This is a genomic window from Paraburkholderia sp. GAS334, assembly GCF_050436625.1.
Taxonomy (GTDB): domain Bacteria; phylum Pseudomonadota; class Gammaproteobacteria; order Burkholderiales; family Burkholderiaceae; genus Paraburkholderia.
On the sequence record NZ_JBNDMO010000001.1, the window covers coordinates 167735 to 194204 of the forward strand.

Annotated in this window: 31 protein-coding genes; 15 read left to right on the forward strand and 16 right to left on the reverse strand. The window is 61.9% G+C overall.

All coding sequences use genetic code 11. The annotated features are described in order from the left end of the window. Positions 1-217: 217 nt before the first annotated feature. From P3T21_RS00690 to P3T21_RS00705, 4 genes are all read right to left on the reverse strand, one after another. Positions 218-1411 carry an amidohydrolase family protein gene (locus tag P3T21_RS00690; protein WP_429254008.1) on the reverse strand — a complete coding sequence of 398 codons (1194 nt, stop codon included), beginning with the start codon at positions 1409-1411 and terminating at the stop codon, positions 218-220. Then, positions 1408-2211 (reverse strand): hypothetical protein, encoded by an 804-nt coding sequence (locus P3T21_RS00695; protein WP_429254009.1) that lies wholly within the window; start codon positions 2209-2211, stop codon positions 1408-1410. Before P3T21_RS00695 ends, P3T21_RS00690 begins: the two co-directional genes overlap by 4 nt. A gap of 53 nt (positions 2212-2264) precedes the next feature. Next, positions 2265-3887 carry an MFS transporter gene (locus P3T21_RS00700; protein ID WP_429254010.1) on the reverse strand — a complete coding sequence of 541 codons (1623 nt, stop codon included), beginning with the start codon at positions 3885-3887 and terminating at the stop codon, positions 2265-2267. Between the two features lie 480 nt (positions 3888-4367). Further along, the gene (locus P3T21_RS00705; protein WP_429254011.1) at positions 4368-5078 is read right to left on the reverse strand and encodes a glutathione binding-like protein; all 711 of its coding nucleotides are present in this window, start codon (positions 5076-5078) and stop codon (positions 4368-4370) included. Positions 5079-5436: 358 nt separating this feature from the next. Between P3T21_RS00705 and P3T21_RS00710 the strand changes: the two genes are divergently transcribed. Both P3T21_RS00710 and P3T21_RS00715 read left to right on the forward strand, forming a co-directional pair. Then, positions 5437-5730 (forward strand): GYD domain-containing protein, encoded by a 294-nt coding sequence (locus P3T21_RS00710; protein ID WP_429254012.1) that lies wholly within the window; start codon positions 5437-5439, stop codon positions 5728-5730. A 112-nt stretch (positions 5731-5842) separates the two neighbouring features. Next, positions 5843-6571: a pentapeptide repeat-containing protein gene (locus P3T21_RS00715; RefSeq protein ID WP_429254013.1), complete on the forward strand. Its 729-nt coding sequence runs from the start codon at positions 5843-5845 to the stop codon at positions 6569-6571. An 88-nt stretch (positions 6572-6659) separates the two neighbouring features. Here P3T21_RS00715 and P3T21_RS00720 read toward each other — a convergent pair whose 3' ends face one another. After that, the gene (locus P3T21_RS00720; RefSeq protein WP_429254014.1) at positions 6660-7463 is read right to left on the reverse strand and encodes a transglutaminase-like domain-containing protein; all 804 of its coding nucleotides are present in this window, start codon (positions 7461-7463) and stop codon (positions 6660-6662) included. Positions 7464-7505: 42 nt separating this feature from the next. Next, a complete protein-coding gene (locus P3T21_RS00725) occupies positions 7506-8375 on the reverse strand; it encodes a transglutaminase family protein (RefSeq protein ID WP_429254015.1) in 870 nt (289 codons plus the stop codon). A 40-nt stretch (positions 8376-8415) separates the two neighbouring features. Here P3T21_RS00725 and P3T21_RS00730 point away from each other — a divergent pair, with 40 nt between their 5' ends. Beyond that, positions 8416-8610, forward strand: coding sequence for a hypothetical protein (locus P3T21_RS00730; RefSeq protein WP_429254016.1), 195 nt, complete (start codon positions 8416-8418; stop codon positions 8608-8610). A 65-nt stretch (positions 8611-8675) separates the two neighbouring features. Here P3T21_RS00730 and P3T21_RS00735 read toward each other — a convergent pair whose 3' ends face one another. After that, a complete protein-coding gene (locus P3T21_RS00735) occupies positions 8676-9077 on the reverse strand; it encodes a DUF302 domain-containing protein (protein ID WP_429254017.1) in 402 nt (133 codons plus the stop codon). A gap of 191 nt (positions 9078-9268) precedes the next feature. Here P3T21_RS00735 and P3T21_RS00740 point away from each other — a divergent pair, with 191 nt between their 5' ends. Together P3T21_RS00740 and P3T21_RS00745 are read left to right on the forward strand one after the other, a co-directional pair. After that, on the forward strand, positions 9269-10033 hold the full coding sequence (locus tag P3T21_RS00740) for a ribonuclease activity regulator RraA (protein WP_429254018.1): 765 nt from the start codon (positions 9269-9271) through the stop codon (positions 10031-10033). Positions 10034-10134: 101 nt separating this feature from the next. Continuing rightward, positions 10135-10431, forward strand: a complete 297-nt coding sequence (locus P3T21_RS00745; protein WP_429254019.1) for a hypothetical protein — start codon at positions 10135-10137, stop codon at positions 10429-10431. 64 nt (positions 10432-10495) lie between these two features. On the opposite strand, the gene P3T21_RS00750 is transcribed toward P3T21_RS00745, so the two are convergent. Both P3T21_RS00750 and P3T21_RS00755 read right to left on the reverse strand, forming a co-directional pair. Next, the gene (locus tag P3T21_RS00750; protein ID WP_429254500.1) at positions 10496-11986 is read right to left on the reverse strand and encodes a glycosyltransferase family 2 protein; all 1491 of its coding nucleotides are present in this window, start codon (positions 11984-11986) and stop codon (positions 10496-10498) included. Between the two features lie 35 nt (positions 11987-12021). Next, complete coding sequence (locus tag P3T21_RS00755; protein WP_429254020.1) at positions 12022-12624, reverse strand: cytochrome b; 603 nt, start codon at positions 12622-12624, stop codon at positions 12022-12024. 340 nt (positions 12625-12964) lie between these two features. On the opposite strand from P3T21_RS00755, the gene msrB reads away from it, so the two are divergent. Together msrB and msrA are read left to right on the forward strand one after the other, a co-directional pair. Continuing rightward, on the forward strand, positions 12965-13480 hold the full coding sequence (gene msrB / locus P3T21_RS00760) for a peptide-methionine (R)-S-oxide reductase MsrB (RefSeq protein ID WP_429254021.1): 516 nt from the start codon (positions 12965-12967) through the stop codon (positions 13478-13480). Between the two features lie 153 nt (positions 13481-13633). After that, positions 13634-14329 carry a peptide-methionine (S)-S-oxide reductase MsrA gene (msrA, locus tag P3T21_RS00765; RefSeq protein ID WP_429254501.1) on the forward strand — a complete coding sequence of 232 codons (696 nt, stop codon included), beginning with the start codon at positions 13634-13636 and terminating at the stop codon, positions 14327-14329. Between the two features lie 191 nt (positions 14330-14520). Here msrA and P3T21_RS00770 read toward each other — a convergent pair whose 3' ends face one another. Then, positions 14521-14826, reverse strand: a complete 306-nt coding sequence (locus P3T21_RS00770; protein WP_429254022.1) for a hypothetical protein — start codon at positions 14824-14826, stop codon at positions 14521-14523. 117 nt (positions 14827-14943) lie between these two features. After that, positions 14944-15318 carry a RidA family protein gene (locus P3T21_RS00775; protein WP_429254502.1) on the reverse strand — a complete coding sequence of 125 codons (375 nt, stop codon included), beginning with the start codon at positions 15316-15318 and terminating at the stop codon, positions 14944-14946. A gap of 314 nt (positions 15319-15632) precedes the next feature. Here P3T21_RS00775 and P3T21_RS00780 point away from each other — a divergent pair, with 314 nt between their 5' ends. Both P3T21_RS00780 and P3T21_RS00785 read left to right on the forward strand, forming a co-directional pair. Next, on the forward strand, positions 15633-16247 hold the full coding sequence (locus tag P3T21_RS00780) for a J domain-containing protein (protein ID WP_429254023.1): 615 nt from the start codon (positions 15633-15635) through the stop codon (positions 16245-16247). Positions 16248-16410: 163 nt separating this feature from the next. Next, positions 16411-17373 carry an RDD family protein gene (locus P3T21_RS00785; RefSeq protein WP_429254024.1) on the forward strand — a complete coding sequence of 321 codons (963 nt, stop codon included), beginning with the start codon at positions 16411-16413 and terminating at the stop codon, positions 17371-17373. Positions 17374-17427: 54 nt separating this feature from the next. On the opposite strand, the gene P3T21_RS00790 is transcribed toward P3T21_RS00785, so the two are convergent. Beyond that, positions 17428-17700, reverse strand: coding sequence for a DUF1488 family protein (locus P3T21_RS00790; protein WP_429254025.1), 273 nt, complete (start codon positions 17698-17700; stop codon positions 17428-17430). 116 nt (positions 17701-17816) lie between these two features. Continuing rightward, complete coding sequence (locus P3T21_RS00795; RefSeq protein WP_429254026.1) at positions 17817-18128, reverse strand: hypothetical protein; 312 nt, start codon at positions 18126-18128, stop codon at positions 17817-17819. 515 nt (positions 18129-18643) lie between these two features. On the opposite strand from P3T21_RS00795, the gene P3T21_RS00800 reads away from it, so the two are divergent. The 3 genes from P3T21_RS00800 (at position 18644) to P3T21_RS00810 (ending at position 21296) form a co-directional block, all read left to right on the forward strand. Beyond that, complete coding sequence (locus P3T21_RS00800) at positions 18644-18868, forward strand: DUF2866 domain-containing protein (protein WP_429254503.1); 225 nt, start codon at positions 18644-18646, stop codon at positions 18866-18868. Between the two features lie 590 nt (positions 18869-19458). Beyond that, positions 19459-20019, forward strand: a complete 561-nt coding sequence (locus P3T21_RS00805) for an H-NS histone family protein (RefSeq protein WP_429254027.1) — start codon at positions 19459-19461, stop codon at positions 20017-20019. A 422-nt stretch (positions 20020-20441) separates the two neighbouring features. Further along, positions 20442-21296 (forward strand): CHAD domain-containing protein, encoded by an 855-nt coding sequence (locus P3T21_RS00810; RefSeq protein ID WP_429254028.1) that lies wholly within the window; start codon positions 20442-20444, stop codon positions 21294-21296. A 59-nt stretch (positions 21297-21355) separates the two neighbouring features. Here P3T21_RS00810 and P3T21_RS00815 read toward each other — a convergent pair whose 3' ends face one another. Both P3T21_RS00815 and P3T21_RS00820 read right to left on the reverse strand, forming a co-directional pair. Then, entirely contained in the window at positions 21356-21949 is a 594-nt protein-coding gene (locus P3T21_RS00815) for a short chain dehydrogenase (RefSeq protein WP_429254029.1), read from the reverse strand. Between the two features lie 258 nt (positions 21950-22207). Beyond that, the gene (locus P3T21_RS00820; protein ID WP_090535384.1) at positions 22208-22411 is read right to left on the reverse strand and encodes a cold-shock protein; all 204 of its coding nucleotides are present in this window, start codon (positions 22409-22411) and stop codon (positions 22208-22210) included. Positions 22412-22632: 221 nt separating this feature from the next. On the opposite strand from P3T21_RS00820, the gene P3T21_RS00825 reads away from it, so the two are divergent. Beyond that, the gene (locus P3T21_RS00825; protein ID WP_429254030.1) at positions 22633-22905 is read left to right on the forward strand and encodes a hypothetical protein; all 273 of its coding nucleotides are present in this window, start codon (positions 22633-22635) and stop codon (positions 22903-22905) included. Between the two features lie 93 nt (positions 22906-22998). Further along, entirely contained in the window at positions 22999-23259 is a 261-nt protein-coding gene (locus tag P3T21_RS00830; RefSeq protein ID WP_429254031.1) for a DUF6723 family protein, read from the forward strand. Between the two features lie 36 nt (positions 23260-23295). On the opposite strand, the gene P3T21_RS00835 is transcribed toward P3T21_RS00830, so the two are convergent. Next, complete coding sequence (locus P3T21_RS00835) at positions 23296-24696, reverse strand: GntP family permease (RefSeq protein ID WP_429254032.1); 1401 nt, start codon at positions 24694-24696, stop codon at positions 23296-23298. Positions 24697-25020: 324 nt separating this feature from the next. Between P3T21_RS00835 and P3T21_RS00840 the strand changes: the two genes are divergently transcribed. After that, complete coding sequence (locus tag P3T21_RS00840) at positions 25021-26469, forward strand: sigma-54 interaction domain-containing protein (protein ID WP_429254033.1); 1449 nt, start codon at positions 25021-25023, stop codon at positions 26467-26469. Position 26470: the final 1 nt, after the last annotated feature.

Genomic DNA, 26470 nt, shown 5'->3' on the forward strand with positions numbered 1-26470 from the left:
GAAACGACTCAATGGCCGGGTTTCTGAAGTGCGCGCGAGGTGAGTGGCCAAATGCCGGACGCCCGCGCATCCCGGGCGACGCGAAATGACGTCCGCACGCGATGCGCGGACGTCAGCCCTCTTCAGTATTGATAGAAGGAATGGAGGGTGATCGTTTTGTTGTCGCGCTGTGTGCGGTAGCGCACATAGCGCGTGGCTGTGGCACTGGCGCCGGCGGTTATGGTGCGACGCCTTCGCCGTTTCGCGCGACGATCCGTCCGTGCGAGACCACCAGTTTTCGCCTCGGTCGGGCGGTGACGGCGTGTGCGACTGTATCTGCGTCGAGCAGCACGAGGTCGGCGCGTGCGCCCACGTTCAGGCCGTAATCCGCGAAACCGCAGCCGCGCGCCGCAGCGCCAGTGACGCAATCGAACGCGAGTTCGAGATCGTCGTCGCGACGCAGGTCGTAGCGCATGCCTAGAAGCATCGCCCGCTCCAGCATGTCCGGCGAACCGTACGGTGTCCACGTATCGCGCACGCCATCGTTGCCCGCGAAAATCGTGACGCCCGCTGCGATGCATGCTTTCAGCGGTGGAACTGGTACGGAAGGCGGCGCCGTTGTCAAAAGCGCGACGCGCAGACCGGCCAGACGCGCAAGCAGCACATCACGCGCGCGCTCCGGCAGATCGCCGAGACAGAACGCATGACTGATCACGACGCGTCCTTGCATGCCGAGCGCTTCGACGCGATCCAGCAGCAGGTTCATCGTGAAAGCGCCGATCTCGCCGGGCTCGTGCAGATGAATATCGATGGGCTTTTGATGTCGCGCTGCAATATCGAACGTCGCATCCAGCGACGCGACCGGATCGCCGTCGATAAGCGCCGGATCGAGCGCGCCGAGCGCGTCGGCGCCTTCGGCGAGCGCGCGATCGAGCAATGCGGCCGTGCCGGCCCGCTTTAGCATTCCCGATTGCGGGAACGCGACGATCTGCAGATCCATCGCGCCATTCAAGGTTTCGCGCGTGGCAAGCACACCTTCGAGATGACGCAAGCCGGCGTCCGTGTCGATATCGACATGCGTGCGAAGCCGTGTGGTGCCCGCGTGCAGAAACGCGCGCGCAAGCGCAAGCGACTGCACGCCCGCATCGTGCCCGCTGCTCGCGCGCCAGTTCCGTTCGTTTTCGATGCGGTCGGTAAGCTTCGGGCCGACTGCATTGCGATACCACGGCATGCCCCACATGGTCTTGTCGAGATGCGTGTGACCTTCGACGAAACCCGGCAGCGCGAGCGCGCCATGACCGTTCTCTTCTACAGCGCCGGGTTCGCGCTTCAGGTCAGGTCCGATCGCCGCGATGCGCGTGTCGATGATCGAGATGTCTGCACGCGTACCGTCCGCAAGACGCACGCCGGTGATCAGCAGATTCCTGCTCACGCTAACTCCGCGGGCGCTTCAGGGGCCTCAGGCGGCGCGAAGCGCGGTTGCACGGCGATGAGCTGATCGTCGGAGGTCGCCACGATCCATCGGTGTGCGCGCTCAACCATGTGCCGGTTGTGATCCTTCAGCGGACCGAGCGTGCTCGCGGTTTTCCACACCACGGGCGCGGCGCGGCTGGTTCTTCCGGAGGGCCCGCCCACAAGCAATGCATAAGGGCCGAGCGGTAACGAAACAAACGGCAGCGCCGGGCTGATCCGCACGCGCCAGTCGATGAACGGCGCATCGCTGAAAAGCAGCGGCGACGGCAAGCCGTAGAGCACAGTGAAGTCGTAGAGTGCGAGCTGTTCGCGCATCGGCACGTACGGCCGACGGATATCGCCGACGACCGCTGCGCGGATTTCGTCGTCGAACAGGGCTTCTTCTGAATAGCGCGCGTGGGCTTCCTGTGCTTCGCGCTGGTAAGCGCTGAATACGCCGAGGTCCACGCAGTCGTGCACGGCGCGCTGCACTTCCGCCGCCGATCCCGCTTCTTCAGGTTTGCCCATCTGCGCGGCCCGCAGAAAGCGGGCGAGGCCGGCTTCGTGGACCGCGGGTCCCTCTGGCCTGGGTTCGTCTTCGGCATCCTTGCCGAGCGGCACGAACAGATATTTCTCCGCGGCGAAACGGGATTTCTTGCCTTCGTCGAACTTCACGCCGCCATCGGTGCAGTCGAGATAGCGTGTGCCGACTCTGCCATGCTCCCAGACGTAGTTTTTCAGAAAAGGCCGTAGCGGATGCAGTATTTCGTGTTCGGTCATTCACACCCCTGTCTGAGTTTTTAAATGCTTACCGGCAACGCACACATCCGCTGCTAATGATCGCTGACCCCGCCTCCCGGATGGCCGGCCCCCGGATCACCGGGGTGCTCATGCCCCACATGCACGGGCGGCACGAACCACGCGAGACACAGACCGATCACCGCCGCGACAGTGGCAAGCGCGAGACCCACGTGTATCGAAGACACGAGCGCGTCGCGTGCGGAATTCATCATCGCATTGCCGGAATGGCCCGCACTGATCAGACGGCTGATCAGCGCGGCCTGTTCGTCGCGATCGACCAGTAGTTCAGGGCTCGCGAACGACTTGAACCACTGCGTCGCCTGATACGAATCCAGCGAACGGTGCACGCCCATCGTGTACAGATGGCCGAGCAGCGCGCCCGTCATGACCGTGCCCAGCATGCCGCCAAACGTGCGGAGCGATTGCAGCAACGCCGTAGCCGCGCCGACATGATCGCGCGACACGATCTGCTGCGAAAAGATCGTCAGGTTCGCGGCGACGAGACCGAGGCCAAGACCGCTCACGCCCATGCAGGACATCCATACGATATGCGGTTCCGTGCCATTTAGCGCGACGAGGACGAGACACGCTATGGCGAACAGCGCAAAACCTGCATACATGAGGGCATTCGCGCGCCGTACGCGCGTAACGATGCGATTGTTCAGCACGCTGCCGACGGTCGTGCCGAGCAGCAGCGGTGTGATCAGCGTGCCGGAATCGTGCGGCGACATCGCATAACCGCCCTGAAACAGCAACGGCACATAGAACACGAGCGAAAACAGCGCGAAGCCGCCGAGCACGGCCATCGCAAAGAGCGCGGCGAGCTTGCGGTCCATCAGCATGTCGATCGGCACGATCGGATCGCCCATGCGTTTTTCCCACAGCCAGAGCGTGATGGTGCAGCCCGCGGTGATTGCGGCGAGCACCATCGTCGCGCGGCTGAAGCCTTCTCGCGGAAACACTTCGATGAGCAGTTGCAGCGCGCCGAACGTCACCGCAAGGACGAGTGCGCCGAGCCAGTCGAGACGCACCGGCCCGCTCTGCCGTGCGTGGCGCAGATGCGGCAGGAAGCGCAGCACGAACAGCAGCGAGACGACGCCGATCGGTATGTTGACAAAGAACACGAGCCGCCAGCCGCCGTATTGCGTCAGCATGCCGCCGAGCATGGGACCGACGATATTCGCGAGGCCAAACGCGGTCGAGACGAACACCAGCCATCGCAGACGCAGTTTCGTATCGGGGAAAAGGTCGGCGACGGTGGCGAACATCGTGCCGATCAGGATGCCGCCGCCGATGCCCTGCAACCCGCGCGCGATGACGAGGAACAGCATGCTGGTCGCGACGCCGCACAATACCGACGCGACGGTAAACACAACGATCGCAGCGACGAGAAAGGGCTTTCGTCCGAAGAGATCGCCGAGCCGCCCGAAGATCGGAATCGTGATGACCGAAGCCAGCATGTACGACGTGGCGACCCACGCATACAGATCAAAGCCCTTGAGGTCCGCGACGATGCGCGGCAGCGCGGTGCCGACGATGGTCTGGTCGAGCGCCACCAGCATCGCCACGAAAGCCACACCGAGCATGGCCAGCAGCGATTCGCGAAAGGGCAGCAGTTGCCTGTCTGGATCAAAGGCAGCGATGCCGGGAGTCATGACGTGCTCCGCGCAATGTCGGGGGCGGCGAGTCGCAGGCGACCGGCCGGAATGCCTGCGTATGCCGGGCTTCATGAATGTCGCACCGCGAATTGAAAGCAGCAAGGCATTTGATTGATACGACGAACGTTCTGACCTGAACCATCTGATACGCGGGCTTGCGCACGCCCATGCCCGTCGCGGTCGACCCGGCGTTATTTGAGGGGAAACCCTGAGAGAGAAAACGACAATGGCGCGACAAGAAGGAATGACTAGACTGTAACCAAACGTAACTAAGTGTGACGAAACGATAACGATAGGTACGGGGATGTGACGCACGCGGGACCAGTTGGTCGGGGAAAAGAAGAAGAGTTCGGGGAAAAATAAGAAGAACAGAAATAACAAACACGTAGCGGCTTTAAAGCCGCACGCATGGGGGTAAATGGCCGCAGGTTTCCTGCGGCCATTTTTTTTTGCCGATACGGATGTGCGTTACCCGTATCAGGCCGGCTTGCGTGCGGGAATCGCCAAACCTCTGGCCACGGCCGGACGCGCAATAAACGCTTCGAGCGCGCGCGTGACGTGCGGGAAGTCCGAAATCTGGACAAGGTCGCCCGCTTCATAGAAGCCGACCAGATTGCGCACCCACGGGAACGTAGCCATATCGGCAATCGTGTAGGCGTCGCCCATGATCCAGTGACGTGTTGCCAGCCGCTCATTCAGCACGCCCAGCAGACGCTTCGATTCGGCGACGTAGCGGTCGCGCGGACGCTTGTCTTCGTATTCCTTTCCCGCGAACTTGTGGAAGAAGCCCACCTGACCAAACATCGGGCCGACGCCACCCATCTGGAACATCACCCACTGGATCGTTTCGTAACGTCCGGCGGCGTCCTGCGGAATGAACTGACGGGTCTTGTCGGCGAGATAGATCAGGATCGCGCCGGATTCGAACAGCGCCAGCGGCTTGCCGCCCGGTCCGTCGGGATCGAGGATCGCGGGAATCTTGTTGTTCGGATTCAGCGACAAAAACGCGGGTGACATCTGATCCTGGGTCTCGAAGCTGACGAGATGCGGCTCGTAAGCGAGGCCTGTCTCTTCGAGCATGATGGAAATCTTGACGCCGTTCGGGGTCGGCAGCGAATAGAGCTGGATGCGCTCAGGATGTTGCGCAGGCCATTTCGTTGTAATCGGGAAGGCGGAGAGATCGGTCATCGTGAGTCCATGGGGCAGAGTGATTTGTGGCGACGCCGCGCCAGTCAGTGCGATTCAGCGTTATTCGTCGTACAGGACGATAAATATAAACACTTCCGTGGTTTCCTGCCTGGGCTGACCCGAGGCGCATGGCGCGGGTAAGTGCCAACGCGGTTCATGCGGGCGCTTTCTATACTTCATCGTGCTCAGTTCCCGATTCACATGCCGAACCTGTGACACCGCATTCGACCTGCCGAACGGGCCTGAACGACGTTTTAGGCGCGTCGTCCGGTCATGCAGTGGTGTCCGGCGACGCAATCCGCCCGCGCCCATGATCCAGACGGATTGCGGGCACGGTAACGCATTGCGGGAGGGCGATATGGCGACATACATCGAGCTGGTCAACTGGACGGATCAGGGCGCACGCACCGCGAAGGACACGATCAAGCGTGCGAATGCATTCAAGGAAGTGGCAGCCGGAATGGGCGTCAAGGTGCTCAGCGTGCAATGGACGCTTGGGCCGTACGACATCGTCATCACAGTCGACGCGCCGGACGACGAGACCGTCACGCGAATGGGACTGATGTTGGCACTTCAGGGAAATGTGCGCTCGACGACGATGCGCGCATTCGGCGAAGAAGAGATGGGGCGGATCATCGGAGGGATCAAGTAGGGCCGCCGCCTGCAGCGTGCGCGACATGGCGCCGTACGCTGCCGTTAAAATGGTTCATGTGCCTCATCCATGCCGCGCGCGACATCCTGCGCGCGGCACACTTCGACCGCTCATGAACCACGACCTCTTTCCGGACCGCGGACCCGGCCGCGCCGATCACGCCAGTCAACCGGTTGCATCCACAACCTTCACGCGCGAATCGCTCGAAGCGCTGCTCGCCGGCGCTTCGACGCCGCCTTCCTTCGTAGATTGCATCTTCGACATAGCGGACCTGTCGCGACTCGATCTGGGCGGGTGCCACTTTACGCGCTGCTCGCTCGTGGAAGCGTCGTTCTTCGGCGCGCAGCTAAACGGGACGCGTTGGCGCAATTGCCGTGGCCGGCAAGCCGATTTCGGCGCTTCCGATCTGCACGACGCGACGTTTCGTTCGTGTGATCTCAACAACACCAGCTGGCGCCGCGCGAAACTCGCGTCCGTATCGTTCAGCGAAAGCAAGCTGACGGGCGCAACGTTCGAGTATGCATCGACGCTGGGTCTGGAGTTCAGCGAGTGTCTGCTGATCGGCGCGGACCTGCGCGGCATCTCGTTCCGAAAGGCGACGCTGGAGCAGCTCGATTTTTCCGACGCCGACCTCGACGGCGCCGACTTTCGCGATGCCGTTTTTCACGGCGGCAGTCTGCGCGACGCGCTGTTGAAGAACGCGCGCTTCACCGGCGCCGACCTGCGTGACGCAGACCTCGGCGGCCTGCGGCTCACCGATGCGGCACAGTTCCGTGGTGCGACCATTTCGCACGCACAGGCCGCGATGCTGATGGAGGAACTCGGGCTGCGGGTGGCTTGAGGCGCGCGTGCAATCCGCTTGCCTGCTAGGTCATTGAACGTCTGCGTGGTGCTGGCGACCCGCGTTCTATCCATATGCACGTGCGCGCCTATTCTGGCGCGCAGTGCACAACGAACCTGATCAGCTTCGTCGGGCCGAATGCGTTGCTGATTGCAACATCGGCGGCGTCGCGTCCGCGCGCCATCAACACGCGGCCCGTGCGCGGCACGTTGTTACGCGGATCGAACGTTTGCCAGCAGCCGCCGACATACGCTTCGAACCACGCCGCAAAATCCATCGCGCTCCACGGCGGGGGCGTGCCGACATCGCTGATATAGCCGGTGCAATAGCGCGCTGGAATATTCATCGCGCGGCACAGCGTCACCGCCAGATGCGCGAAATCGCGGCATACGCCTTTCTTTTCCTGCCACGCCTGAAACGCGGTCTTGGTCGGACGCGCGAAGTCATAACCGAACGTGATGTGATTGAACACATAGTCACAGATTGCCTGCACACGATCACGACCCGGCGGCGAACTGGAGAAGAGCTGCCACGCGACATCGGAAAGCAGATCGGTTTCGCAATAACGGCTGCCGAGCAGAAACACGAGACATTCGTCGGGCAGCGCTTCGACGGGAACCTGGTAGCTGAACGGTTCCGGCGCTTCCGGCTGATTGGAGATGTTGAGCAGCGCAGTCGTCGATAGCGAGATCTGCCCTTGCGGCGCGACGATGCGGCTGCACAGGTTGCCGAAGCCATCGCGATACTGCGTGATCGGCACCGGCGGATTCACGTGCAGCACATCGGGGCTCAGCACATCCTGTACGCGCGAATAGTGCGTGTTCAGCATCAACATCATCGGTGTCGGCTGCTCGCATTCGTAGATCAATTCATAGCCCACGCGGAGTTTCATCGGAACAACCTTTCTGTGTTGAGAGCGATTGGAGCGGAGCGATCAGTCTTCGGTGACGCTCACTTCGACATCGAGACTTCGGAATGAATGCATGGCGCCATGCCATGTGCCCCACAACGGCAGCGCCTGGTAGTAATTCCACGCAACCGCCACGCGGATCAGATGCCGGTTGCCGATGATGCTGTTGGTCGGATCGAAATCGATCCAGCCGGCCCCCGGCAGATAGATCTGCAGCCACGCGTGCGTCGAGCCACCGCCCTGCGTCGCGTCGTGATCGGGCACGAAGATGTAGCCGCTGACGAACCGCGCAGCGAGCCCGAGCGAGCGCACGGCATCCATCATCAAAACCGCGAAATCGCGACAGCTGCCGCTGCGGTGGCGCAACGTATCGGCCGGACGGTTGACGCCCTTTTCGGTGCGTCGTACGTAGAAAAAGCTGGTTTTGATCTCCCGCGTCATCGCGCGCAAGAGGGCCATCGTGCCGGTCTTTCCGTCCGGCGAGATGAAGGCGCGCGCCCACGTGTCCACTTCTTCGTCAGGATGCTGACGGCTGCGCGCATTCACGAGGTCCGTCGCTTCCTCGTTCGTGTACGCGAACGGCCAAGTCGCGGCATACGGTTCGAGCGAGTAGTCGGGCAGCGGCGCTTCGTAGTGTTCGAGCGTGACCTCGCTTCTGAAGAGCAGTTCTGTCGCCTTGCCCGAGAACGTGGCCACGGCGACCGAGTTGTCGAAGACATCGTGCAGCCAGTGCAGACGCGCGGGCGTGGGCGTGATGACAAGCTGCATCGTCAGCAGACGCAGGTCGTGACTCGCGCGCGGCCGGAACATCATTCGGTGCTCGCCAAAACTCACCGGCTCCGAATAACGGTAGACGCTGCTGTGTCGCACAGTCATGCGTTGCGGCTCATTCATGCCGCTTCACCAATCAGCCGTGATTGCAGGAGCCACCGGAATGACTGAAGTTGCCGGGACCGAAACGATCGCCATGTTGTCGCCCGTGAAAACCTGCCGCGACAGCACGAACTGGGGCGACGACCGTGGCCTGCTTCTCGTGAGCCACTTCGTGCTTCCCGGCGCGCTTCGTCGCTATGCGACCCGCCCGGCGGAAAGCATTCCGCCTTCAGCATACACGCGCCATATTTCCTGACCTCAGATGTTTTCTGCGTCGGGCGGGCGCGTTGATGGGTCAGGCGTTGTCCGTAACGGTAGTTGTTACTGCACGGTCTGCTCCAGTAGCTGCGCGACCTGCCGGAATGCACCCGTGAGCGCGGGATCGATGCCATATCGCTCTGCCAGCAACGCGCCCGGATCGAGGTAATCGACGCACACCGGCTCCTGCGCGTCCTGCCAGATCACGATCTTCAGCGGCAATTCGAGCGCGGCGTGCGGGTTGGCCTGCATGACAGGCGTACCGCCCTTCGGATTGCCGAAGAGAATCAGCCGGGTTGGGCGCAATGTCGTCCCCGCCTTTGCCGCTGCGGCGGCCTGATCGATGTCGGCGAAAATTGTCATGCCGCGTGACGTCAGCGCCTGAGTGACAAGCTCCGCGGTTCGATCGAAATCGAAGCGGCTTTGCAGCGTGACCACAGCGGCCGGAGCGGAAAAAGTGGCCATGGCAGTGCTCCTCTATATATGGGCCTGTTTGCGGGGATCGCAATGGCCTGCCGCCAGCATACTGTGCCCCGGAATTAATGGCAGGCGAGCTGTACGCGTAATCCCTGGCGGGCGCTCCAGGGCGGTGGCGATACCATCGACCGGCTCGCGTCATAGCCAGCCTGCTTCACACCCACTACGGAATCCACCCGATGACTTCGACCGAACTTCCCGTCAGCGAAGCAGCCCTCGAAAAACTTCGCCACGTCAGCACCGCCACGCTAACCACGCAACTCTTCAAGCACGGCCTGCGCAACGTGTTCGTTCAGGGCATCGTGCCGCTCGTGAAGCCCGCTTTGGGCGCGCCGAATCTCGTTGGTCCTGCTTTTACGCTGCGCAATATCCCGGCGCGTGAGGACATCGATCACGTCGGCATCTTTCAGGATCCGGACCATCCGCAGCGCAAGGCGATCGAAACCGCGCCGCCTGGCAGCGTGCTCGTGCAGGACTGCCGTGGCGAACGGACCGTTGCATCGGTCGGCTCGATTCTCGCGACGCGCCTCAAAATGCGCGGCGTCGCCGGTATGGTGTCGGATGGCCCGATCCGTGACAGCGCGACGATCGCGGCGCTCGGCCTGCCGCTCTTCTGCGCGGGCGCGAGCGCGCCGCTGAATCTCGCGAAGCATCACGCGGTCGATGTGAACGTGCCGATTGGTTGCGGCGGCGTGGCGGTGTATCCGGGCGACATCGTCGTCGGCGACGCGGACGGCGTCGTGATCGTGCCGCGTCATCTTGCTGAAGAAGTCGCACACGCCGCGGCCGAGCAGGAACTGATGGAGCAGTTCATCACGGAGCGCATCGAAGCGGGCGCGCCGCTGCGCGGCACCTATCCGCCGAATGAAGAGACGCTTGCCGCTTACAGGCAGTGGCGTGCGGATCGCAACGAGGACGTGCCGAAGATGGGACCCGCGGACTGACGCATCGCTAGCACGCGCAGCCAGTCGATTCGACCACAGCAACCAGGCACGAAGAATGCCTCGGACTATGGTCATATTCCCCGTGGATCAACGAGGTCACTATGGAAATCGAATCAACTGCGTGGTTCCCGCTAGACCGGCATGCGCCCGTCCGCGATGGGTGGTACGAGGTGCAACTCGTGAACGGAGACACGGCCTTCGCGAAGTTCGGCGAGGGTGAATGGACTGAGAAACCGATGCTCGTTTTTACACACTGGCGTGGCTTGTCTTCCGATCCAGCCAGATCAGATGAAACCGAAACCATCGACGCCGAAGTCGCCGCTGCCGAAGGCGTCCGCGCGGCCTGGAATGCGTTTTTCCCTGGCGTGGGCGGCGAGGTGCATCAGCAGAAGCATTAACCCGCCTCGCGTTTGCCCTGAGCGTGCGCGCGCCTGCCAGCTTCCGCTGCCAGGCGCGCACGCGTTAATGCTCGTCCGGCGCCACGAGCCCCGAGCGGCGCTGCTTGCCCCACGATCGTCCGCCGCGCAGAAAATGCAGCCAGCCGAGTGCCGCGCCGGCATGACGGATCAGCTGAAACGTGAACGGCTCGGCGATCGCGGCGGCCATCGCCATCCACAGGCTCGAGCCTGCGCGATTACCCGTCCAGCGACGGTACAGATGCACGCACCACAGATAGAATGCCAGATCGATTGCGGTTTTCAGGCCTATTACGCCGAAGATCGAAATCACAATCGCGCCGTGTCCGCCGAATACAAAACCGAGCAGCAGCGCGAACGCGGTCAGCCCATAGATCGGCTGCATCGTATCGATCGCCTTGACGGGCAGCATCAGCATGCCGAGCATGCCGTAACGCGGATTGCCGGTCATGTCACGATTCCAGTATTGCGTCTGCAGAAAGCCGGCGAACCAGCGGCGTCGCTGGCGAAGGAAGCTCGCCAGTGTGCCGGGCGCGTCCGTGCGCGCGTGCGCATTGCCAACCACGCTCACGTCCCAGTGCAAACCGTGATCCACCGAGTAACGGCGCAGACGATGAATCAGCTCGTAGTCTTCCACCAGACACTGCGGATCGAAGCCGCCGACCGCGATCAGCGCGTCACGGCGAAACGACGCGAACGCGCCTGAGATCAGCAGAAGGCTGTCCGCGCGCATCCACGCAAAACGCGCGATGAAATTGCGCATGTACTCGTACGTCTGGAAAAACTGGAAGAGCCGGCCCGCGACCGTCTTGCTGCAGACCGGCGTGAGAATGCCGGCGGCCGCCACCAGATCCGGGCTCGCGGCGAAGGCGGCGCGCATCGCGAACGTGGCGTCGTCGGCGAGCAGCGTGTCGGCGTCGACGGTCATGACCGTTTCGGTTGTCATCACGGTGATCGCGGCGTTCAGCGCGCGCGCCTTGCCGCCGTGTGGCACGCGCAGCCAGTAGAGATTCGGATACAGCGTGCTCGGCGCGCTCAGTTCGCCATCGGCAGGCGCGGTCAAGCCGAAGCGGCGCGTGAGCAGGTCGCGCGTGCCGTCGGTGGAACCGTCGTCGGCGATCACGATCTGCGCCGGGCCGTGCATCTGCTGCAACAGCGCGGCGAGCGTGACGGGCAGTACGGCGGCCTCGTTATGCGACGCGACGATGACGCCCATTTCGGGCATCGCGGTTTCCCGCGCACGTGTTGATGCCGATGCAGCGGGCGGTTGCATCGGCCGGATCAGCGGCAAGGTTTTGAGCGTGACGAACGCGAGCAGCAACGTGTCGTAGACGACATACGCGATGCCGGTCGACCACGCGACGACGCCATGCAGAAAAAACGCGCGCGCAAACAGCACGAGCCACAACGCTACGACACTGCAATGAATCAGCACGCCCAGCATCGTCGCGGGACGCGGCAGGATGCGCGGCGACGCGAGCGCGAGCGCATTTTCCAGCGATGCCTTTGCCTTGCGCGCCGCGTCGGCGGAATTCACGGGCGCGGTCTCGACAGGAAGATCGACGTCCGGGGTCACGGCACCATCCGCTTCAATACCGATTTGCGATCGATCCACTCGTGTTTCAGCGCGCCGCCAATATGCATCGCGAGCAGTGCATAGAGCGCATAGCCCAGCCACGTATGCAGCGCGCCGAATGTGTCGTGCAGCGGTTCTTTCACGGCAGGATCGAGGTTCATGATGAGCCCGATGCGCGGCCACGGTACGGTGCCGAAGAGGCTCATCGGATGCGTCGCCGCATCTTTCCACGCCGAGTCGTGCATCCAGCCTGACAGCGGCAGGCCGATCATCAACAGATAGAGCACGAAGTGGGCAACATGCGCCGCGCCGCGTTCCCAGTTCGGGAAGCTGCGTGGCAGCGGCGGCGGCCGGTGCGAAGCGCGCCACAGAATGCGCAGCAACGCGAGGCCAAGCACCGTAATGCCGATCGACTTGTGTGTGTCGATGACGGGGCGCACCCAGTTGTCCGGGAGCGAATCCGCGCTCAGCCCGAGGGCGACGTTGATGAGAATCAGCACTGCGATGATCCAGTGCAGCAGCATCGCGGTGCGGGAGTACTGGGAGGGCGTCGACGCGTCGGACGGTTCGGCGCGTGAAGGAGTGGCCTGTGTGTTCATCGGTGATGTTGTTTGAAAGGGTGCGATGAAAGCTGTTCGAAATGGGGTGGAAGTGTATCCCGCTCTTGACCGTGCCGCTGTCCCCAAGTCAAACGCCTCTAACGCGCACTTTATTCCGGATGCACCATTTCGGACATTTCCGGATATTTCACGGAATAAACCAGCACTGGATGTGTAAACAGTGCAGGCGTACTGTCATTTATCGGCGTGTCGCGCGACTCATGCTTGCGAACGCGCAAAAGCGTTTGACGGATCCCGCAGGCAAACGTGCAGATCCTCAACGCACCTCACGCGCCGTGGCCCTGGCATCAGAGCCGGAGACATTATTCGGATGAATATCATGAAACGCTCGAAACGGATTTTCCTTAAGGTGTTCGGCGCCACGACGCTCGCTGGCGGAACGGCCGCGTGGCGCCTGTTCGGCGCCGCACCGGCGCAGGCACAGGCGGCGACCGGCACGCCGTTCGAAGTCAGTCATACGGACGCCGAGTGGCACAAGCTGCTCACCGACGCGCAGTACAACGTGCTGCGCGAGGAAGGGACGGAGCGCCCCTACAGCAGCCCGCTCAACAGCGAACATCGCCCGGGCATCTTCGCCTGCGCGGGTTGCAAGCTGGACCTTTTTTCGTCGAAAACAAAATTCGACAGCCACACCGGCTGGCCGAGTTTCTGGAAGCCGCTCGATGGCGCCGTCGCGACGCAGACCGATACGTCGTTCGGCATGACGCGCAACGAGGTGCACTGTCGACGCTGTGGCGGCCATCTCGGCCACGTCTTCGATGACGGCCCGCAGCCGACTGGTCTGCGCTATTGCATGAACGGTCTGGCGATGACGTTTACGCCGAAGGCGGTCTGACGCTTCGTTGTGCTGGTTTCGGTTTCCACGCGGTTATCCGCGAGCAACGGTCCTGCGCCGGCCGGGCATGATGCCAAAACGGCGCGCTGAACGAGGACGTGGATCATGAAGTTCCTGACTCAGACTTTCAAACGGTCGACGCGCGCGCGGGCGATGGCCATCGCGATTACGCTCGGCCTGTGTGGCGGCGCGCTTGTCGTGACCCAGCGCACGGCGTTTTCTGCGGAAGCGGCCGTCGCGATTGCACCGCCCGCCGTCGACGAACCCGCGACTGGCGCGCACACGGAAACGGCGGTGCTCGCCGGTGGCTGCTTCTGGGGCGTGCAGGGCGTGTTCCAGCACGTGCGTGGTGTGACGAACGTCGTCTCCGGCTATTCGGGCGGCCAGCGGGATACGGCGGAATACGAAACGGTCAGCACAGGGCGGACTGGCCATGCGGAATCGGTGCAGATCACTTACGATCCGTCGCAGATCACGTACGGCCGTCTGTTGCAGATCTACTTTTCGGTCGCGCACGATCCGACTGAACTCAACCGCCAGGGTCCGGATGTGGGCACGCAGTACCGGTCGGCGATCTTTCCGGCCAACGACATGCAGAAGCAGATCGCGCAAAGCTATATCGCGCAGCTCGACAAGTCGCATGCATTTCCCTCGCCGATCGTGACGAAGACCGATCCGCTGAAGGCGTTCTATCCGGCCGAGGGCTATCACCAGAACTATCTGACGCTGCACCCGGACTCGATGTATATCGCCATCAACGATCTGCCGAAGGTCGAGAACCTGAAGCGGCTGTTCCCGGCGCTCTATCGCGACAAGCCGGTGCTCGTTACGACGGCGGCGTCAAAGTGAACCTTGCCTGCGGCGACGCCGCAGGTGGATAGTCGTTGCGCGTCAGAGACTTGAGAGGGGTGTGCGCAGGTTGTCCACAGCCTTGTGAACAAAATGTGGGGATAACCTGTGCGCGTCGCGGGCGGCCACTGAAAGCCACCCGCGACGCATCGAGCGTGGTCTGAAAATCCACGCTGCCGGATCAGAGAGCCTTAATAACCGCGCCAGCCGCCATGACGCTCGCGCCATTCGTGTTCGCGCCATGCTTCGCGACGCCATTGACGTTCACGCCATTCGCGCTCCTCCCATTGACGCGCGCGCCAGTCTTCGTAGCCGCCGCCATAACCATAGCCATAGCCGACCGCGACCGGTGCGGGCTGCACATAAACAGGTGCGGGCGCGTACACGGCAGGGCCAGGAATGCCAAGCCCGATCGCGACATCGACATGAGCCGACGCGGCCGACGACGCCGCCAGCACGGCGATACCCAGTACTGCACCAAGGATCTTCTTGTTCATCTGTTTCTCCTTGCACGTCGTGTGCGTTGTCAGTGACTACGGCTCGAAGTCTATGAGGCGATGTCAGACACAGGTGAAACAGCAATGCGAGAAAGGTAACGCGTCGTTACGAAGCGCTTACGGCCTTCTCGCGATGAAATCGATCTCGACGAGCGCATCGCACGCGAGCGCCGTCACGCCGATGCATGTTCTGGCAGGTAACGCATCGTTCGGGAAATACGCCCGGTACGTCTCGTTCATCAACGCGAAATCGCGTTTGAATTCGGTTAGAAAGATACGCGCCGATACCACGTGTTCGAGCCCGAGTCCCATGCCCTGCAACACGAGCATGAGGTTGTCCATCACGCGCCTTGTCTGCTCGACGACGCCTTCGGGCAGCGGCGCGTGGTCGTCATCGGGCGAAGTGGGCATCTGTCCGGTGACGAAAACCCAGCCGTCTGATTCCGTTGCGTGACAGAACGGCCCGACTGGCGTCGGCGCGGCGGGGACCATCCAGAATTTGATGTTGTGACTCACAGTCGTCTCCGTTTAAAGCGACCGGGCGCTGCGCGCGGTCCCGTCAGAAGGTAGCCCGCCAAAAAAGCATTTGCGCAGACCACGCGCCCTACTTTGCGCCGGTGGACGATAGTCGTTTCGCGTCATGCACTTGCGACGTATCCGGTGAGGTTGTCCACAGCCTTGCCAACACAATGTGGGGATAACCTGTGGGCGCAGTGGACGGCGCGGAGGCCCGCCGGCTGCTGTAACGGAAGCGCATTTCGCGCATGCTACGATGATCCGCACTGTGATCGATGGGCGGACTGGCAATGACAACCCTCTATGACACGCTCGGCGTGCCCGCGAGCGCCACGGGCGATGAAATCAAGCGGGCTTACCGGAAGGCGGCGATGCGCTGGCATCCGGACCGCAATGCAGGACACGAAGACGTGGCGCGCGCGGCGTTTCAGGACGTGAAGAACGCGTACGCGATTCTGTCCGACGCGGCCCAACGTGAGGTCTACGACGCGGTATACGCCGAACAGATGCGCGTCTGGGAAACGCATCAGCAGCGCAAAGCGCGGGAGCAGGCTGAACGCGAAGCGGCCGCGCGCGCAGCGGAAGAAGCGGCGTACGCGGAAATGGTCGCGCTGGCGATGCGCTTCGCCGACGAAGGACACAATCGCGACGTCGTGTTCGGCGTGCTCATTGGACAGCAATGCGAGGCCGGTCTGGCTGCGCAGATCGCCGCGAGCGCGGTGGCGCTGCATGCGTCGCGCCAGGCTCCACCGGTTGTAGAGGAAGAGGTTGCCGCTGCTCCCGATGATTCACGCAGCACTGCAGCGACCGACGACGACGCGCATCCGGCGAAAGCCAACGGGAACGCGAATGGAAGCGGTCTCGGTACGCTGTGGTATCAGTTCCTGAGCGGATTGCGGTTTTGATCGATTGCGGCGCATCTTGTTGCGCTCGCGATGTTCCGGTGCGCAAACGTTTGTTTGCGGGGATCTGAGCGATGCCACACGCACGTCTGTAGACGACCCCGATGGACAGAAGTAGAGTTCGGACAGAGTTGAGAAAAACCATCCAGAAGAATACGGGGGCGACATGACATACCGGTCATGGACGGTCAGGACACTCGCTGTTCCATCGGCAATCTGGCTGGCGTTTGCCTGCGGTTTTGCCATTCACACGCTCAATCCGCTTTATGCGATGCTGACCCTCGGCGCGTTTCCGCTCGCCGTGCTGTGGGGCATTGTGTGGCTGTTCGCAAGCGCGTTGGGCAAGGAAAACCTGCCCGTTGCACCCGGCGATGCCAGGGCGAAAGCGGAACCGCTCACCAGTACAGCACTTGTCGTGGTGACTGCCAGCAAAGCGCAACCGGCCCAGCCGGTTCAACCGTTCACCGTAACCGTGGCGCCGCCAGTCGCGCCTGCGGCCACAGGCGTATGGCGACGCTACGCGGCGCGAACCATGGATCTGCTGTTATGGACGTTCGTCGCCGGCTATGCGGTGGGTTTCGTCAACAGCGCGACGGGTTGGCATCTGCTGCAATTCCGCTCGACGCTCATGGTGAATATGAGCTTTCTGGGCATGATCTATCTGCCGATTGCCTTTCTCATCGATGCACTGGTGTATGCCGCCTGCGGAAACAGCATCGGCAAGGCATTACTCGGCATCCGGGTTGTCGAAACCAATGGCGCCGCGCCGTCGTTCAGTCGTTACCTTGCACGGAATTTTTCTGTATGGGCGCGCGGATTCGCGTTTGGTGTGCCGGTTGCGCAGCCGCTTCTGTTGATCCTGAATGCGGTGATGCTCAAGCGTGATGGCGTCACCGCGTGGGATGCGCGCCTCAAGTTTCGCGTGGTGCGCGAGCCGTGTACGGTGGTCCACTATGTACTGGCAGTCGTGTTTGCTGCGCTGCTCGTGTCAGCGGCCGCATACCATCGGGCGACGCATCGCAGCGCGGGCGCTTTCGCGCCTGCCGTGAAAATGCAGCCCGATGCCGCACGTGCGAAACCCGCAAACGCGGCGACGTTGCAGGCAGAGTCCGGCATGAAAAAGCTTTAGGCCTCGCGGAGACAGGCGCAACGCCTGCCGCATTGTTCTGGTTAAAGACGCAGGCTAGCGCCGTGTGCCGAAGTCGTTTGCAGTGACGACGACGCGTCCACCTGGATTGGCCAGTAGCTTCCTTTCGGCGACAGCGAAGATGCGCTTGCGGCCGTCCTCGAAAGTTCTGAGGATTCGCGCTTCGGCTGCGTCATGCTGCAGCCAGAAATGCTGCTCCAGCGCCTCGCGCGTGACCGAACATTCATGGTCGCGGCCCCGAAGTGACAGAACGAAGACCACTGCCCGTCCATCGGGCGAGACGTTGGGTTCGAACTCCACAATCTCCATGACACACCTCGCAGCGTCCGGTTGGCCAGCGGAGCCTCATACCCCGCGTGGCGCCCGAACTAATTTAACAGAAGCGCAGCGCACAAGCTTTTTAGCATCGTCACCGGAAGACGGCATTATCGGAATCGAGCAAAACCCGCGAGTGAGGCAGGTTCGCGACGCTGACGGACGCGCGCGTTCGTAAAGCGCGTGCCGGTTGTAAATTCAGTCAGCAAAACGTCCAGGCGTTGCTTGCTTGGTGCAGCGCCCAGCTGATCGTTTCGTGCGAATGACGAAACGGCGAACCAGGAGTGCGGCGGAAGAAGTTCGTGCAGGCAGGTGCCCGCAGCATCGGAAAATCGCAGGCAGCCCGTATCAGGATAGAAGGCGATGGTGATCGCGTCACCGCCGCTGCCCCGCGTTGCAGTGCATGGTTTTGTCGTAAGCATGTTCTGGTTCTTTTGCCGGTAAGTATGTTTCGTTTAGCGGCTCACCGGAATGTCCGGCGGGCGTCCAGGCTCGAGCGGGAGGCCATGCCGGTCATTTCAGCAGTAAACGGCGTATCTGACCGTTAGCGGCCGCACGGAAATGGGGTGTATTTGGGATCTTGAGCGCGCGTTTCGGGTCGCCGGCGAGGAACCAGGCATTACTACAGACGAATGAGCGTGCGGTGATGTGGACACCGACATGTTCCCGTCCGACGTCACAACCTCGTTGCCGTCGAGGGTCGCGGCGGCCGTCATGTCGGGCCAGGGCCGTCGCGCACGTCTGGCTTTTCAGACACGGCTTTAAGGCTCGCTTAATTGTTCGCTGCGACTATGGGTCGACCTCCTGTTTGGCCGCCAGTTCATCGGCGGCAACTTTTTCAACGCGCGAGACAGGGAAGGTCGAAGTGAAGCGATGTGCAACCAGCAATGGAGAGTCAACGATGGTTCAGGATAATGTGCGTGAACAGCTTCGGGCCATGTCCAGCGCGGAGCGCGGATTCGCAACGCGGACATGCCGGATTTCCGAGCCTTTCCAGCCGCTTTGGGGACGTCCGTATCGATTCGTCGAGTGGTCGCCGCATGCGGAAGAAGACGCGTGCCGTCGCGTGGTGCCCGCGGAGAGCAGCGCGGAAGAGATTGTCGCGACCCTCATGGCCCACGTCCCAGGAAGGCGCGTTCGTCATTTCGCCGAAGACAGATAGGCCGGTTTTAGCGAGAAGGGCACCGGTTTTCCATGCATGCCGTCTACGTTTGAACACACTACTACATCGCATTCTGACGCGCGCCCCGCGAAGTGCCCCTGGCGATTCGCGGGACGTGCCCGTTCGGTTTAGTGACTGGTTGTAAAAGGCCGCCTCATTCAGGCGCAACGAATTTCGCTCCGTCTGCAAAATGCAAGCGGGTGCGGAATGGTTGCCTGAGACATCGGCAAGCGCTTTGTCAGAACGGTTTCCGATGCCAATCCTTAATACGCGATGCGCGTGATCGCGCTTTGCATCGACATCTCGCGGCTGCTCGCGCTTCGCGCGAAGAGCGCTCGAAGGGATTTAAAAAGGTTAAAAAGGGCTTTAAAGGGAGTATCGAAAACCAGGGAAACGAAATGTGAATGCGGAAAATATCGCTTTAACAACGTCAAGTATTGACAAAACTTTTGTCATATAGCCCTGGCACGTGGCATAGTGCGACCATCTAAACCTGAAGGGAGGCTCTGATGGCCACACTAGAACAAATCCAGGCGCGACTGAAAAAGCTCCAGGCGCAAGCTGATGCCCTCATTGCGCGCAAGGCGCAAGTGGCGGTGAACCAGATTCGTGAATTGATGCTGAAGCATGGTTTGACGACTGCGGACATTGAGGCAAAAGCGAAAGCACGACGCGAGGCAAGTGCTTTAAGCGGCCGCGCAGCGAATGGCAAAGCAAAATCTGCTGGCGCTGCAAAGGGCAAACTTCCGCCGAAGTATCGCGATCCGAAAACCGGCGCTACGTGGAGTGGTCACGCACGTCCGCCGGCCTGGATCAAGAACGTCAAAGACCGCACGAAGTTTCTGATTGATGCAGCGAGCGATGCTGCTTCCGCGGTATCGACTGCTGCTGCCGGAGCGAAGGCAGCTGGCAAGCGGGGTGCTGTTGCGAAAAAGGCCGCGGCCAAGAAGGTCGTTGCAAAGAAGACAACGGCCGCAAAGAAGGCTGCGGGCGTCAAGGCGGCAGTGAAGCGTACTGCTACCGCCGCGGGTAAAAAGGCGGCTGTCAAAAAGACGGCGGCTAAAAAGGCCGTGTCTAAAAAGGCAACGGCAGCGAAGAAAACCGCGGCTAAAAAGATTGCGGCGACGGCGGGTGCTGTTTCGGCGGCTTGAGCTTCGGGTACGCGTCGTTGGGTGAAAATGTCTCGACGGCGGCGGACACGATCAGGACAGGAAACGGTCTTCCTGTCCTGATCGCGTCCGCGCGATCCGCGTCATTGGTGTTGAAACGCATCCCCGCTCTCTGCAAGCTTGAGCGCCTCGGGACACAGGCGTAGGGCGTCGAACGTATCGATGTCGGGGCACGAGTTCGTCATGTGCGAGCGTCTCGATGCCGGCATTTGCAACCGGCACAGGCGTGCAGCGTTTGGGCGACGTGGCCATCCAGCGCCACCCGATATGCGCCCCGTCGTCCATATTCATTCTTCGATTTCTTGAGCGGGCCGCATGCGTCTATGCTGAAGTAAGGCTGAGTGGCGCACGTCGGCAATCCGGTTTGCCGTCCTGCGTAAAACCATGTTCCCGTGGGGGATCGAATGAAGCGCGACGAGACATCCGGGCAGGGCTCGGGACCTGAACCACAGGGAGACGCCGCGGCCGCATTCTCATCGCTCGCGTCGCCTCTGGTTGATGAGGCGATCGCTTTCGCCGCTGAACTCGGCGAGGACGCCGATCCCGAATCGTTTCACAAGCTTCGCGTTTCGCTGCGACGGTTACGCTCGCTCTGGTGGGCGTACAGCCCATTGCTGGATGAAGACAGCAACACGCGTCAACGCGCGCTCTTCAAGTATCTCGCCACGGCCGCCGGCAAAACGCGCGACTGGGACATCCTGCTTCAGCTGCTTTCCGACGAGATCGCTGCCGAATCGGCTTCTTCGAGCGAATTAAGGGCCGCGCGCGCGCAGGCGCTTGCAACGAGTCGGGAGACCCTTTCCAATGCGAACGTGAAGGACGTCCTGCGCGAAACGCTGTCGAGTTCGACAAAAGCGCTGAACACCGCGCATGACCGCGTATCGATCAGGAAGTTTGCAGAGCGTCGGGTGTCGGCTTCCGAAAAGGCCTTGCGCAAGCGGATGAAGCGTGCGGCGCGCGCAAAGCAGTCGGATTACGCGTCCTTTCACGAGGTCCGCAAGGCGGGCAAGAAGCTTCGCTATCTACTGGATCTGTTTGGCCCTGTATTGCGTGACAAGCATCGCCAGACGATCAAGCGCCTTAAAAAACTCCAGAAGCGGTTTGGCGCGTTGAACGATGTCGTCGCGAGCGAAGCGCTGCTAGGTCAGAACGCAGATCTGTTTGCGGGCAGCGGTGCCCGCGATTCCGCTTTGCAATGGCTTGAGAAGGAGCGCAAGCGTCGCCTGCGCTCTGCGGGGAAACTGCTGCGCGACGCGTAGACGTACGCGAAACGTACGTCATGCGAAGCGATATGGCGCAGGCCGGATCAGCGCGGGCGCTACTCTACGTCGATCACCTGCCCGGTGATATCTCCAGTCAGGCTGCGTTTATACGCGAGCGCCACGACTGCCGCAGGCTTTCCATCGGCAGGGTTGCGACCCATCGATTGAAGCGTTTCCGCGACCCATGGGGGACTGACCGCGTTCACCCGCGCTTTTCCCTTCAATTCGAGCGCGGCGGACCGGCAAAACGCCTCGACGCCCGCATTGACGATACTCACCGCCGCACTGCCTTCCACTGAATGCCGGGCGAGTATGCCGCTCGTCAATGTGACGGACCCACCTTGCGAGAGGTGCGCGGCGGCGCAGCGGACCAGATTGACCTGGCCCATCAATTTGTTGGCGAGACTGAATTCGAAATCGGCATCCGACAGCGCGCTCAACGGCGCGAACTTCGCGGCGCCAGCGGTGCAGATAACCGCGTCAACGGTTCCAAGGGTGTCGAACATCGCGACGATGCTCGCCTTGTCGGAGAGATCCACAGGGACTGCCGACCCTTTTCGGCTTGCGGTGATCACCTCATGTTCAGGCGAAAGCAGCCGAACGACGTGTGTTCCGATCAGGCCAGTAGCACCGACAACCAGTACGCGCATAAGTCCTCCGGGCGTCAGCAGCAGGCTTCCCGGGCAAGGACGAATGACGTGGACACGTAAGCAGTCGAGAAGCGGTCAGCACCGTGGTGTGAGTCGACGCACCGCGGCGTCAGCGCGGTGCGGACGGGATGTCAGCGGCGTTGTGCCCGCACAAACGCACGAACAACCGCCCGGCAGCGACCCGATCGCTGTCGTCAAAGTACGAATGGCCCGCGAGGGCGGGCCATTCGTAGTCGCAAAACCGATCCGTCCAGCTGCTTACAGCGGCTGGATGTTGGCGGCTTGCTTGCCCTTCGGTCCTTGCTTCACTTCGAAGCTAACCTTCTGATTTTCCTGCAGCGACTTGAAGCCGCTACCTTGAACTTCAGAAAAGTGTGCGAACAGATCTTCGCCGCCGTCGTCCGGCGTGATGAATCCGAAACCCTTCGCATCGTTGAACCACTTCACGGTACCAGTTGCCATTTTTAATCCAGTAAAAGTTGTGTTCCATCGCGCCCGCCGTATTTCTCGATCGACAGACGCGAAGATAGAGTTGTACCACGCCTTTATGAAAACCGCCTATCAGCAAGTACACGGGGTCATGAATTTTGCGTGATCCGGGCGGCCCAAAAAGCGTCCCCGGGGGCGAAAAACGTTGCCAGAACGTTACCAGGGTAAACTGGGCCCAACATTCCAGGAACTACATGACACATTACTTGCAAGATGAATTAACCGCCTTTTGGGGTCGACTCGCCCCTTATTTCGTGATTCTGGAGTCAAAACAGAACGATGGAACCGATCCCATTGGGCGGGTTACCATCGATAAAGACGATCATCAGGCCTTCGCGCTTCACACGACTGACGTGAAACCGGAAGGCGATATGTCCGAAAATCCGACCGGCCACAGCGCGACCTACACGCGATTCAAGACCGAAGGCGCCGAATGGGGCCCGTGGCAGCGGGAAGCCTGGCAGTAACGGCGCCTGACGCCAGTCCCACCAGCCGGCGGCGCGCAGCGAGCGAAACTTCGCGCTGCATAGCCGCCTGGCGCTGCAATTCACACGCCAGTTATGTCGACGTTCAAGTTTATTCCCAGCCTGCCCGCCACGTCGGAAGACGATTTCGATGTCTTGGCGACAACGAAGCTCGCCGGCTATCGCCGGTTTTTCGGGGTTTTGAGGGTGGTTCGAAAGACGGACGGGAAGGTGTTGTTTCCGTTCGACGGCGCGCCCGAACTCGGCCCTTTCGTGACGAAAAATGAAGCTTTGGCGGCGGCCCAGGTGCACGGCGAGCATATCGTCGCCGGCGACCTGGCGCATCCTGAGCTATAGCCAGCGGCGTATTGCGCGTCCGCTGGCCGGTCGGGATCAGACAATCCCGGTCGTGTAGTACACCGTGATCACAAAGAACACTGCCAGCGTCTTGATGACGGTGACAGCAAAAATGTCACGATACGACTGACGGTGCGTGAGGCCGGTCACCGCGAGCAGCGTGATCACCGCGCCGTTGTGTGGCAGCGTGTCCATGCCGCCGCTCGCCATCGCGACCACGCGGTGCAGGACTTCCATTGGGATGTGCACGGCTTCCGCGCCCTTGATGAACAGATCCGACATCGCCGCCAGTGCGATACTCATCCCGCCTGACGCCGACCCCGTAATCCCCGCCAGCGAACTCACCGACACAGCCGCATTGACGAGCGGGTTCGGGATGCTCTTCAGCGCGTCGCTGACGACGAGGAAGCCAGGCAGCGCCGCGATCACGCCGCCAAAGCCGTATTCCGACGCGGTATTCAGCGAAGCGAGCAACGCGCCACCGACAGCAGCCTTCGTGCCGGTCGCGAAGCGTTCACGCACGCGGCCGAACGCCGTCAGCACGACGAGCAGGATGCCGAGCAGCAGCGCGCCTTCCACCGACCAGATCGCAACCACAGCTTTCACCGACGTCGTCACCGGCGCGTGCACGCCCGGCAGGATTTCCGGCGCGACCGTGTAGCTTGCGCCGTACCACTCGGGAATCATGCGCGTCAGCGCGAAGTTCGCGACACCCACCAGGATCAGCGGCGCGACAGCCAGCAACGGATGCGGCAGCGCCTTCGATTCGACCCGTTCCGGCTCATTCACAAGCTCGGTTCCGTAGCCTTCGCCCGTCGCCATCGCCGCACGGCGACGCCATTCCAGATACGTCAGACCGACCACCACGATGAAGATCGAACCGATAACGCCCAGCCACGGCGCGGCCCATGAAGTCGTCTTGAAGAACGTCGTCGGGATGATGTTCTGGATCTGCGGCGTACCCGGCAGCGAATCCATCGTGAACGAGAACGCGCCGAGCGCGATCGCGCCCGGCATCAGACGTTTCGGGATGTTGCTCTGGCGATACAGTTCAGCGGCGAACGGATATACCGCGAACACGACCACGAACAGCGACACGCCGCCATAGGTGAGCAGTGCGCACACCGCAACGATCACCGCATTCGCCCGCGAGCGGCCGATGTAGCGGATCGCCGCTGCGACGATCGATTCGGAGAAACCCGATAGCTCGATCACCTTGCCGAACACGGCGCCGAGCAGGAACACAGGGAAGTAGAGCTTGACGAAGCCGACCATCTTTTCCATGAAGATGCCGGAAAAGACGGGCGCGACGGCAGCGGGATCGGTCAGCAGCACGGCGCCGAGCGCGGCGATCGGCGCGACCAGGATCACGCTGTAGCCCCGATAGGCGGCGAACATCAGAAACACCAGGGCGGCGAGGACGATTACAAAGGACATTAAGTCTCCAGAGCTTGGTTTGTTGTACGCACGCGCGCCCGGCGGTCAAACCGGAAGCGAAGCGAGCCGGCGCTCGCGTACGCAGCTTTTGTGCCACCCGCCATTTGACGGCGTGTTGGCCGCGTGATCGGCCCGCCGTCCAGCGCGCGGTGCGACCGATTGTACATAAAGTCTCGACTTTGAGACGAAAAGAGGCACGCTGAGGTGCTCCGACTTCAATCACGCCAGAACCGGCGGCCTTGCTGGCGATCTCGCCATTGAGATAAGCTGTCCATGATTAGAGACGGCGGCACACATAAAACGATAATGGGAGACAGCGACACCATGATGAACGACTGGGCGGGCCTGCCCGAGAACTATAGCGACGTACTACGAAGGGCGATGGATTCGCTCTTTCGCACGTTCGAGAACTTCAGCGAAGGGACGTTTATCGTCGACGCCGACGCGCGCGTCGTCTGGATCAACAAACGTTACGCGGCGCGCTTCGGGTTTTCCGATCCGCAGCAGGCGATCGGCCGCGACTGCGAGGCGGTGATTCCCAACAGCCTGATGCGTGACGTCGTTACAACAGGCAAGCCGATCCTGCTCGATATTCTGGAGACCGACCGCGAGCCGCTTGTCGTCACCCGTTTGCCGCTGAAGGACGATGCGGGCGTGACCGTCGGCGCCGTCGGCTTTGCGCTCTTCGACGAACTCAAGGCGCTTACGCCGCTTTTTTCGCACTACTCGCGCGTTCAGCAGGAACTGATCGCGACGCGTCAGTCGCTCGCGCAGGCGCGGCGTGCCAAATATACGTTCGCGAGTTTCGTCGGCACGAGCCCGGCGAGCCTCGAAGTCAAGCGGCAGGGGCGTCGCGCGGCACAGGTCGAGTCGCCAGTCCTGCTGCTTGGCGAGACGGGCACCGGCAAGGAACTGCTGGCGCATGCGATTCATGGGGCGTCGTCGCGGGCGAACAAGCCGCTGGTGACGGTCAACGTTGCAGCGATTCCCGATACATTGCTCGAAGTCGAATTCTTCGGCGCGGCGGCGGGCGCCTATACGGGCGCCGATCGCAAGGGCCGGGTGGGCAAGTTCGAACTCGCCGACGGCGGCACGCTCTTTCTCGACGAAATCGGCGACATGCCGCTTCCCCTGCAGGGCAAGCTGTTGCGCGTGCTGCAGGACAAAGAGTTCGAGCCGCTCGGCTCGAACCGGATCGTGCGCGCGGACGTGCGGATCATTGCGGCGACATCGGCGGAATTGCCGGCGCTGGTCGCCGCCGGCCGCTTTCGCGCCGACCTGTTCTATCGCCTCAACGTGCTGACGATCCACGCGCCGCCGCTGCGCGAACGCGTGTCAGATATCGAAGCGCTGGCGTACGCGATACTCGAGGATCTGTCGTTGAACGTGCCGGGCGCGCACTTCGAGTTGCAGGAAGACGCGCTGCGTCTGTTGTGCGTGCATGCGTGGCCGGGCAACGTGCGCGAACTGCGCAACACGCTGGAGCGCGCGGTGATGATGTCCGATAGCGAACGCATCGACTCCCGCGCGCTCGCGCCGTTCCTGGGTCCGGTGAAGGCGCCTGCCATGCCACGCGAAGCCGTAGCCGCGCGCGGGGATGCGACGGTTGCAGACCAGCAAACATGGACTGACGCGATGGCCGCGTTCGAAAAGCGCTTTCTCAGCGATGCGCTCCGCGCAAGCGGCGGCCGCGTGACGGAAACCGCGACGCGAATCGGTATGGGACGCGCGACGCTCTACAAGAAGATCGCGGCATACGACATCGAGGTGTGAC

Bases quoted from the DNA above. Each gene is read 5' to 3' on its own strand.
- P3T21_RS00695 (WP_429254009.1), bottom strand. From the start codon at position 2,211: ATGACCGAACACGAAATACTGCATCCGCTACGGCCTTTTCTGAAAAAC.
- P3T21_RS00700 (WP_429254010.1), bottom strand. From the start codon at position 3,887: ATGACTCCCGGCATCGCTGCCTTTGATCCAGACAGGCAACTGCTGCCC.
- P3T21_RS00705 (WP_429254011.1), bottom strand. From the start codon at position 5,078: ATGACCGATCTCTCCGCCTTCCCGATTACAACGAAATGGCCTGCGCAA.
- P3T21_RS00710 (WP_429254012.1), top strand. From the start codon at position 5,437: ATGGCGACATACATCGAGCTGGTCAACTGGACGGATCAGGGCGCACGC.
- P3T21_RS00715 (WP_429254013.1), top strand. From the start codon at position 5,843: ATGAACCACGACCTCTTTCCGGACCGCGGACCCGGCCGCGCCGATCAC.
- P3T21_RS00720 (WP_429254014.1), bottom strand. From the start codon at position 7,463: ATGAAACTCCGCGTGGGCTATGAATTGATCTACGAATGCGAGCAGCCG.
- P3T21_RS00725 (WP_429254015.1), bottom strand. From the start codon at position 8,375: ATGAATGAGCCGCAACGCATGACTGTGCGACACAGCAGCGTCTACCGT.
- P3T21_RS00730 (WP_429254016.1), top strand. From the start codon at position 8,416: ATGACTGAAGTTGCCGGGACCGAAACGATCGCCATGTTGTCGCCCGTG.
- P3T21_RS00735 (WP_429254017.1), bottom strand. From the start codon at position 9,077: ATGGCCACTTTTTCCGCTCCGGCCGCTGTGGTCACGCTGCAAAGCCGC.
- P3T21_RS00740 (WP_429254018.1), top strand. From the start codon at position 9,269: ATGACTTCGACCGAACTTCCCGTCAGCGAAGCAGCCCTCGAAAAACTT.
- P3T21_RS00745 (WP_429254019.1), top strand. From the start codon at position 10,135: ATGGAAATCGAATCAACTGCGTGGTTCCCGCTAGACCGGCATGCGCCC.
- P3T21_RS00755 (WP_429254020.1), bottom strand. From the start codon at position 12,624: ATGAACACACAGGCCACTCCTTCACGCGCCGAACCGTCCGACGCGTCG.
- msrB (WP_429254021.1), top strand. From the start codon at position 12,965: ATGAAACGCTCGAAACGGATTTTCCTTAAGGTGTTCGGCGCCACGACG.
- msrA (WP_429254501.1), top strand. From the start codon at position 13,634: ATGGCCATCGCGATTACGCTCGGCCTGTGTGGCGGCGCGCTTGTCGTG.
- P3T21_RS00770 (WP_429254022.1), bottom strand. From the start codon at position 14,826: ATGAACAAGAAGATCCTTGGTGCAGTACTGGGTATCGCCGTGCTGGCG.
- P3T21_RS00775 (WP_429254502.1), bottom strand. From the start codon at position 15,318: ATGGTCCCCGCCGCGCCGACGCCAGTCGGGCCGTTCTGTCACGCAACG.
- P3T21_RS00780 (WP_429254023.1), top strand. From the start codon at position 15,633: ATGACAACCCTCTATGACACGCTCGGCGTGCCCGCGAGCGCCACGGGC.
- P3T21_RS00785 (WP_429254024.1), top strand. From the start codon at position 16,411: ATGACATACCGGTCATGGACGGTCAGGACACTCGCTGTTCCATCGGCA.
- P3T21_RS00790 (WP_429254025.1), bottom strand. From the start codon at position 17,700: ATGGAGATTGTGGAGTTCGAACCCAACGTCTCGCCCGATGGACGGGCA.
- P3T21_RS00795 (WP_429254026.1), bottom strand. From the start codon at position 18,128: ATGCTTACGACAAAACCATGCACTGCAACGCGGGGCAGCGGCGGTGAC.
- P3T21_RS00800 (WP_429254503.1), top strand. From the start codon at position 18,644: ATGTCCAGCGCGGAGCGCGGATTCGCAACGCGGACATGCCGGATTTCC.
- P3T21_RS00810 (WP_429254028.1), top strand. From the start codon at position 20,442: ATGAAGCGCGACGAGACATCCGGGCAGGGCTCGGGACCTGAACCACAG.
- P3T21_RS00815 (WP_429254029.1), bottom strand. From the start codon at position 21,949: ATGCGCGTACTGGTTGTCGGTGCTACTGGCCTGATCGGAACACACGTC.
- P3T21_RS00820 (WP_090535384.1), bottom strand. From the start codon at position 22,411: ATGGCAACTGGTACCGTGAAGTGGTTCAACGATGCGAAGGGTTTCGGA.
- P3T21_RS00825 (WP_429254030.1), top strand. From the start codon at position 22,633: ATGACACATTACTTGCAAGATGAATTAACCGCCTTTTGGGGTCGACTC.
- P3T21_RS00830 (WP_429254031.1), top strand. From the start codon at position 22,999: ATGTCGACGTTCAAGTTTATTCCCAGCCTGCCCGCCACGTCGGAAGAC.
- P3T21_RS00835 (WP_429254032.1), bottom strand. From the start codon at position 24,696: ATGTCCTTTGTAATCGTCCTCGCCGCCCTGGTGTTTCTGATGTTCGCC.
- P3T21_RS00840 (WP_429254033.1), top strand. From the start codon at position 25,021: ATGATGAACGACTGGGCGGGCCTGCCCGAGAACTATAGCGACGTACTA.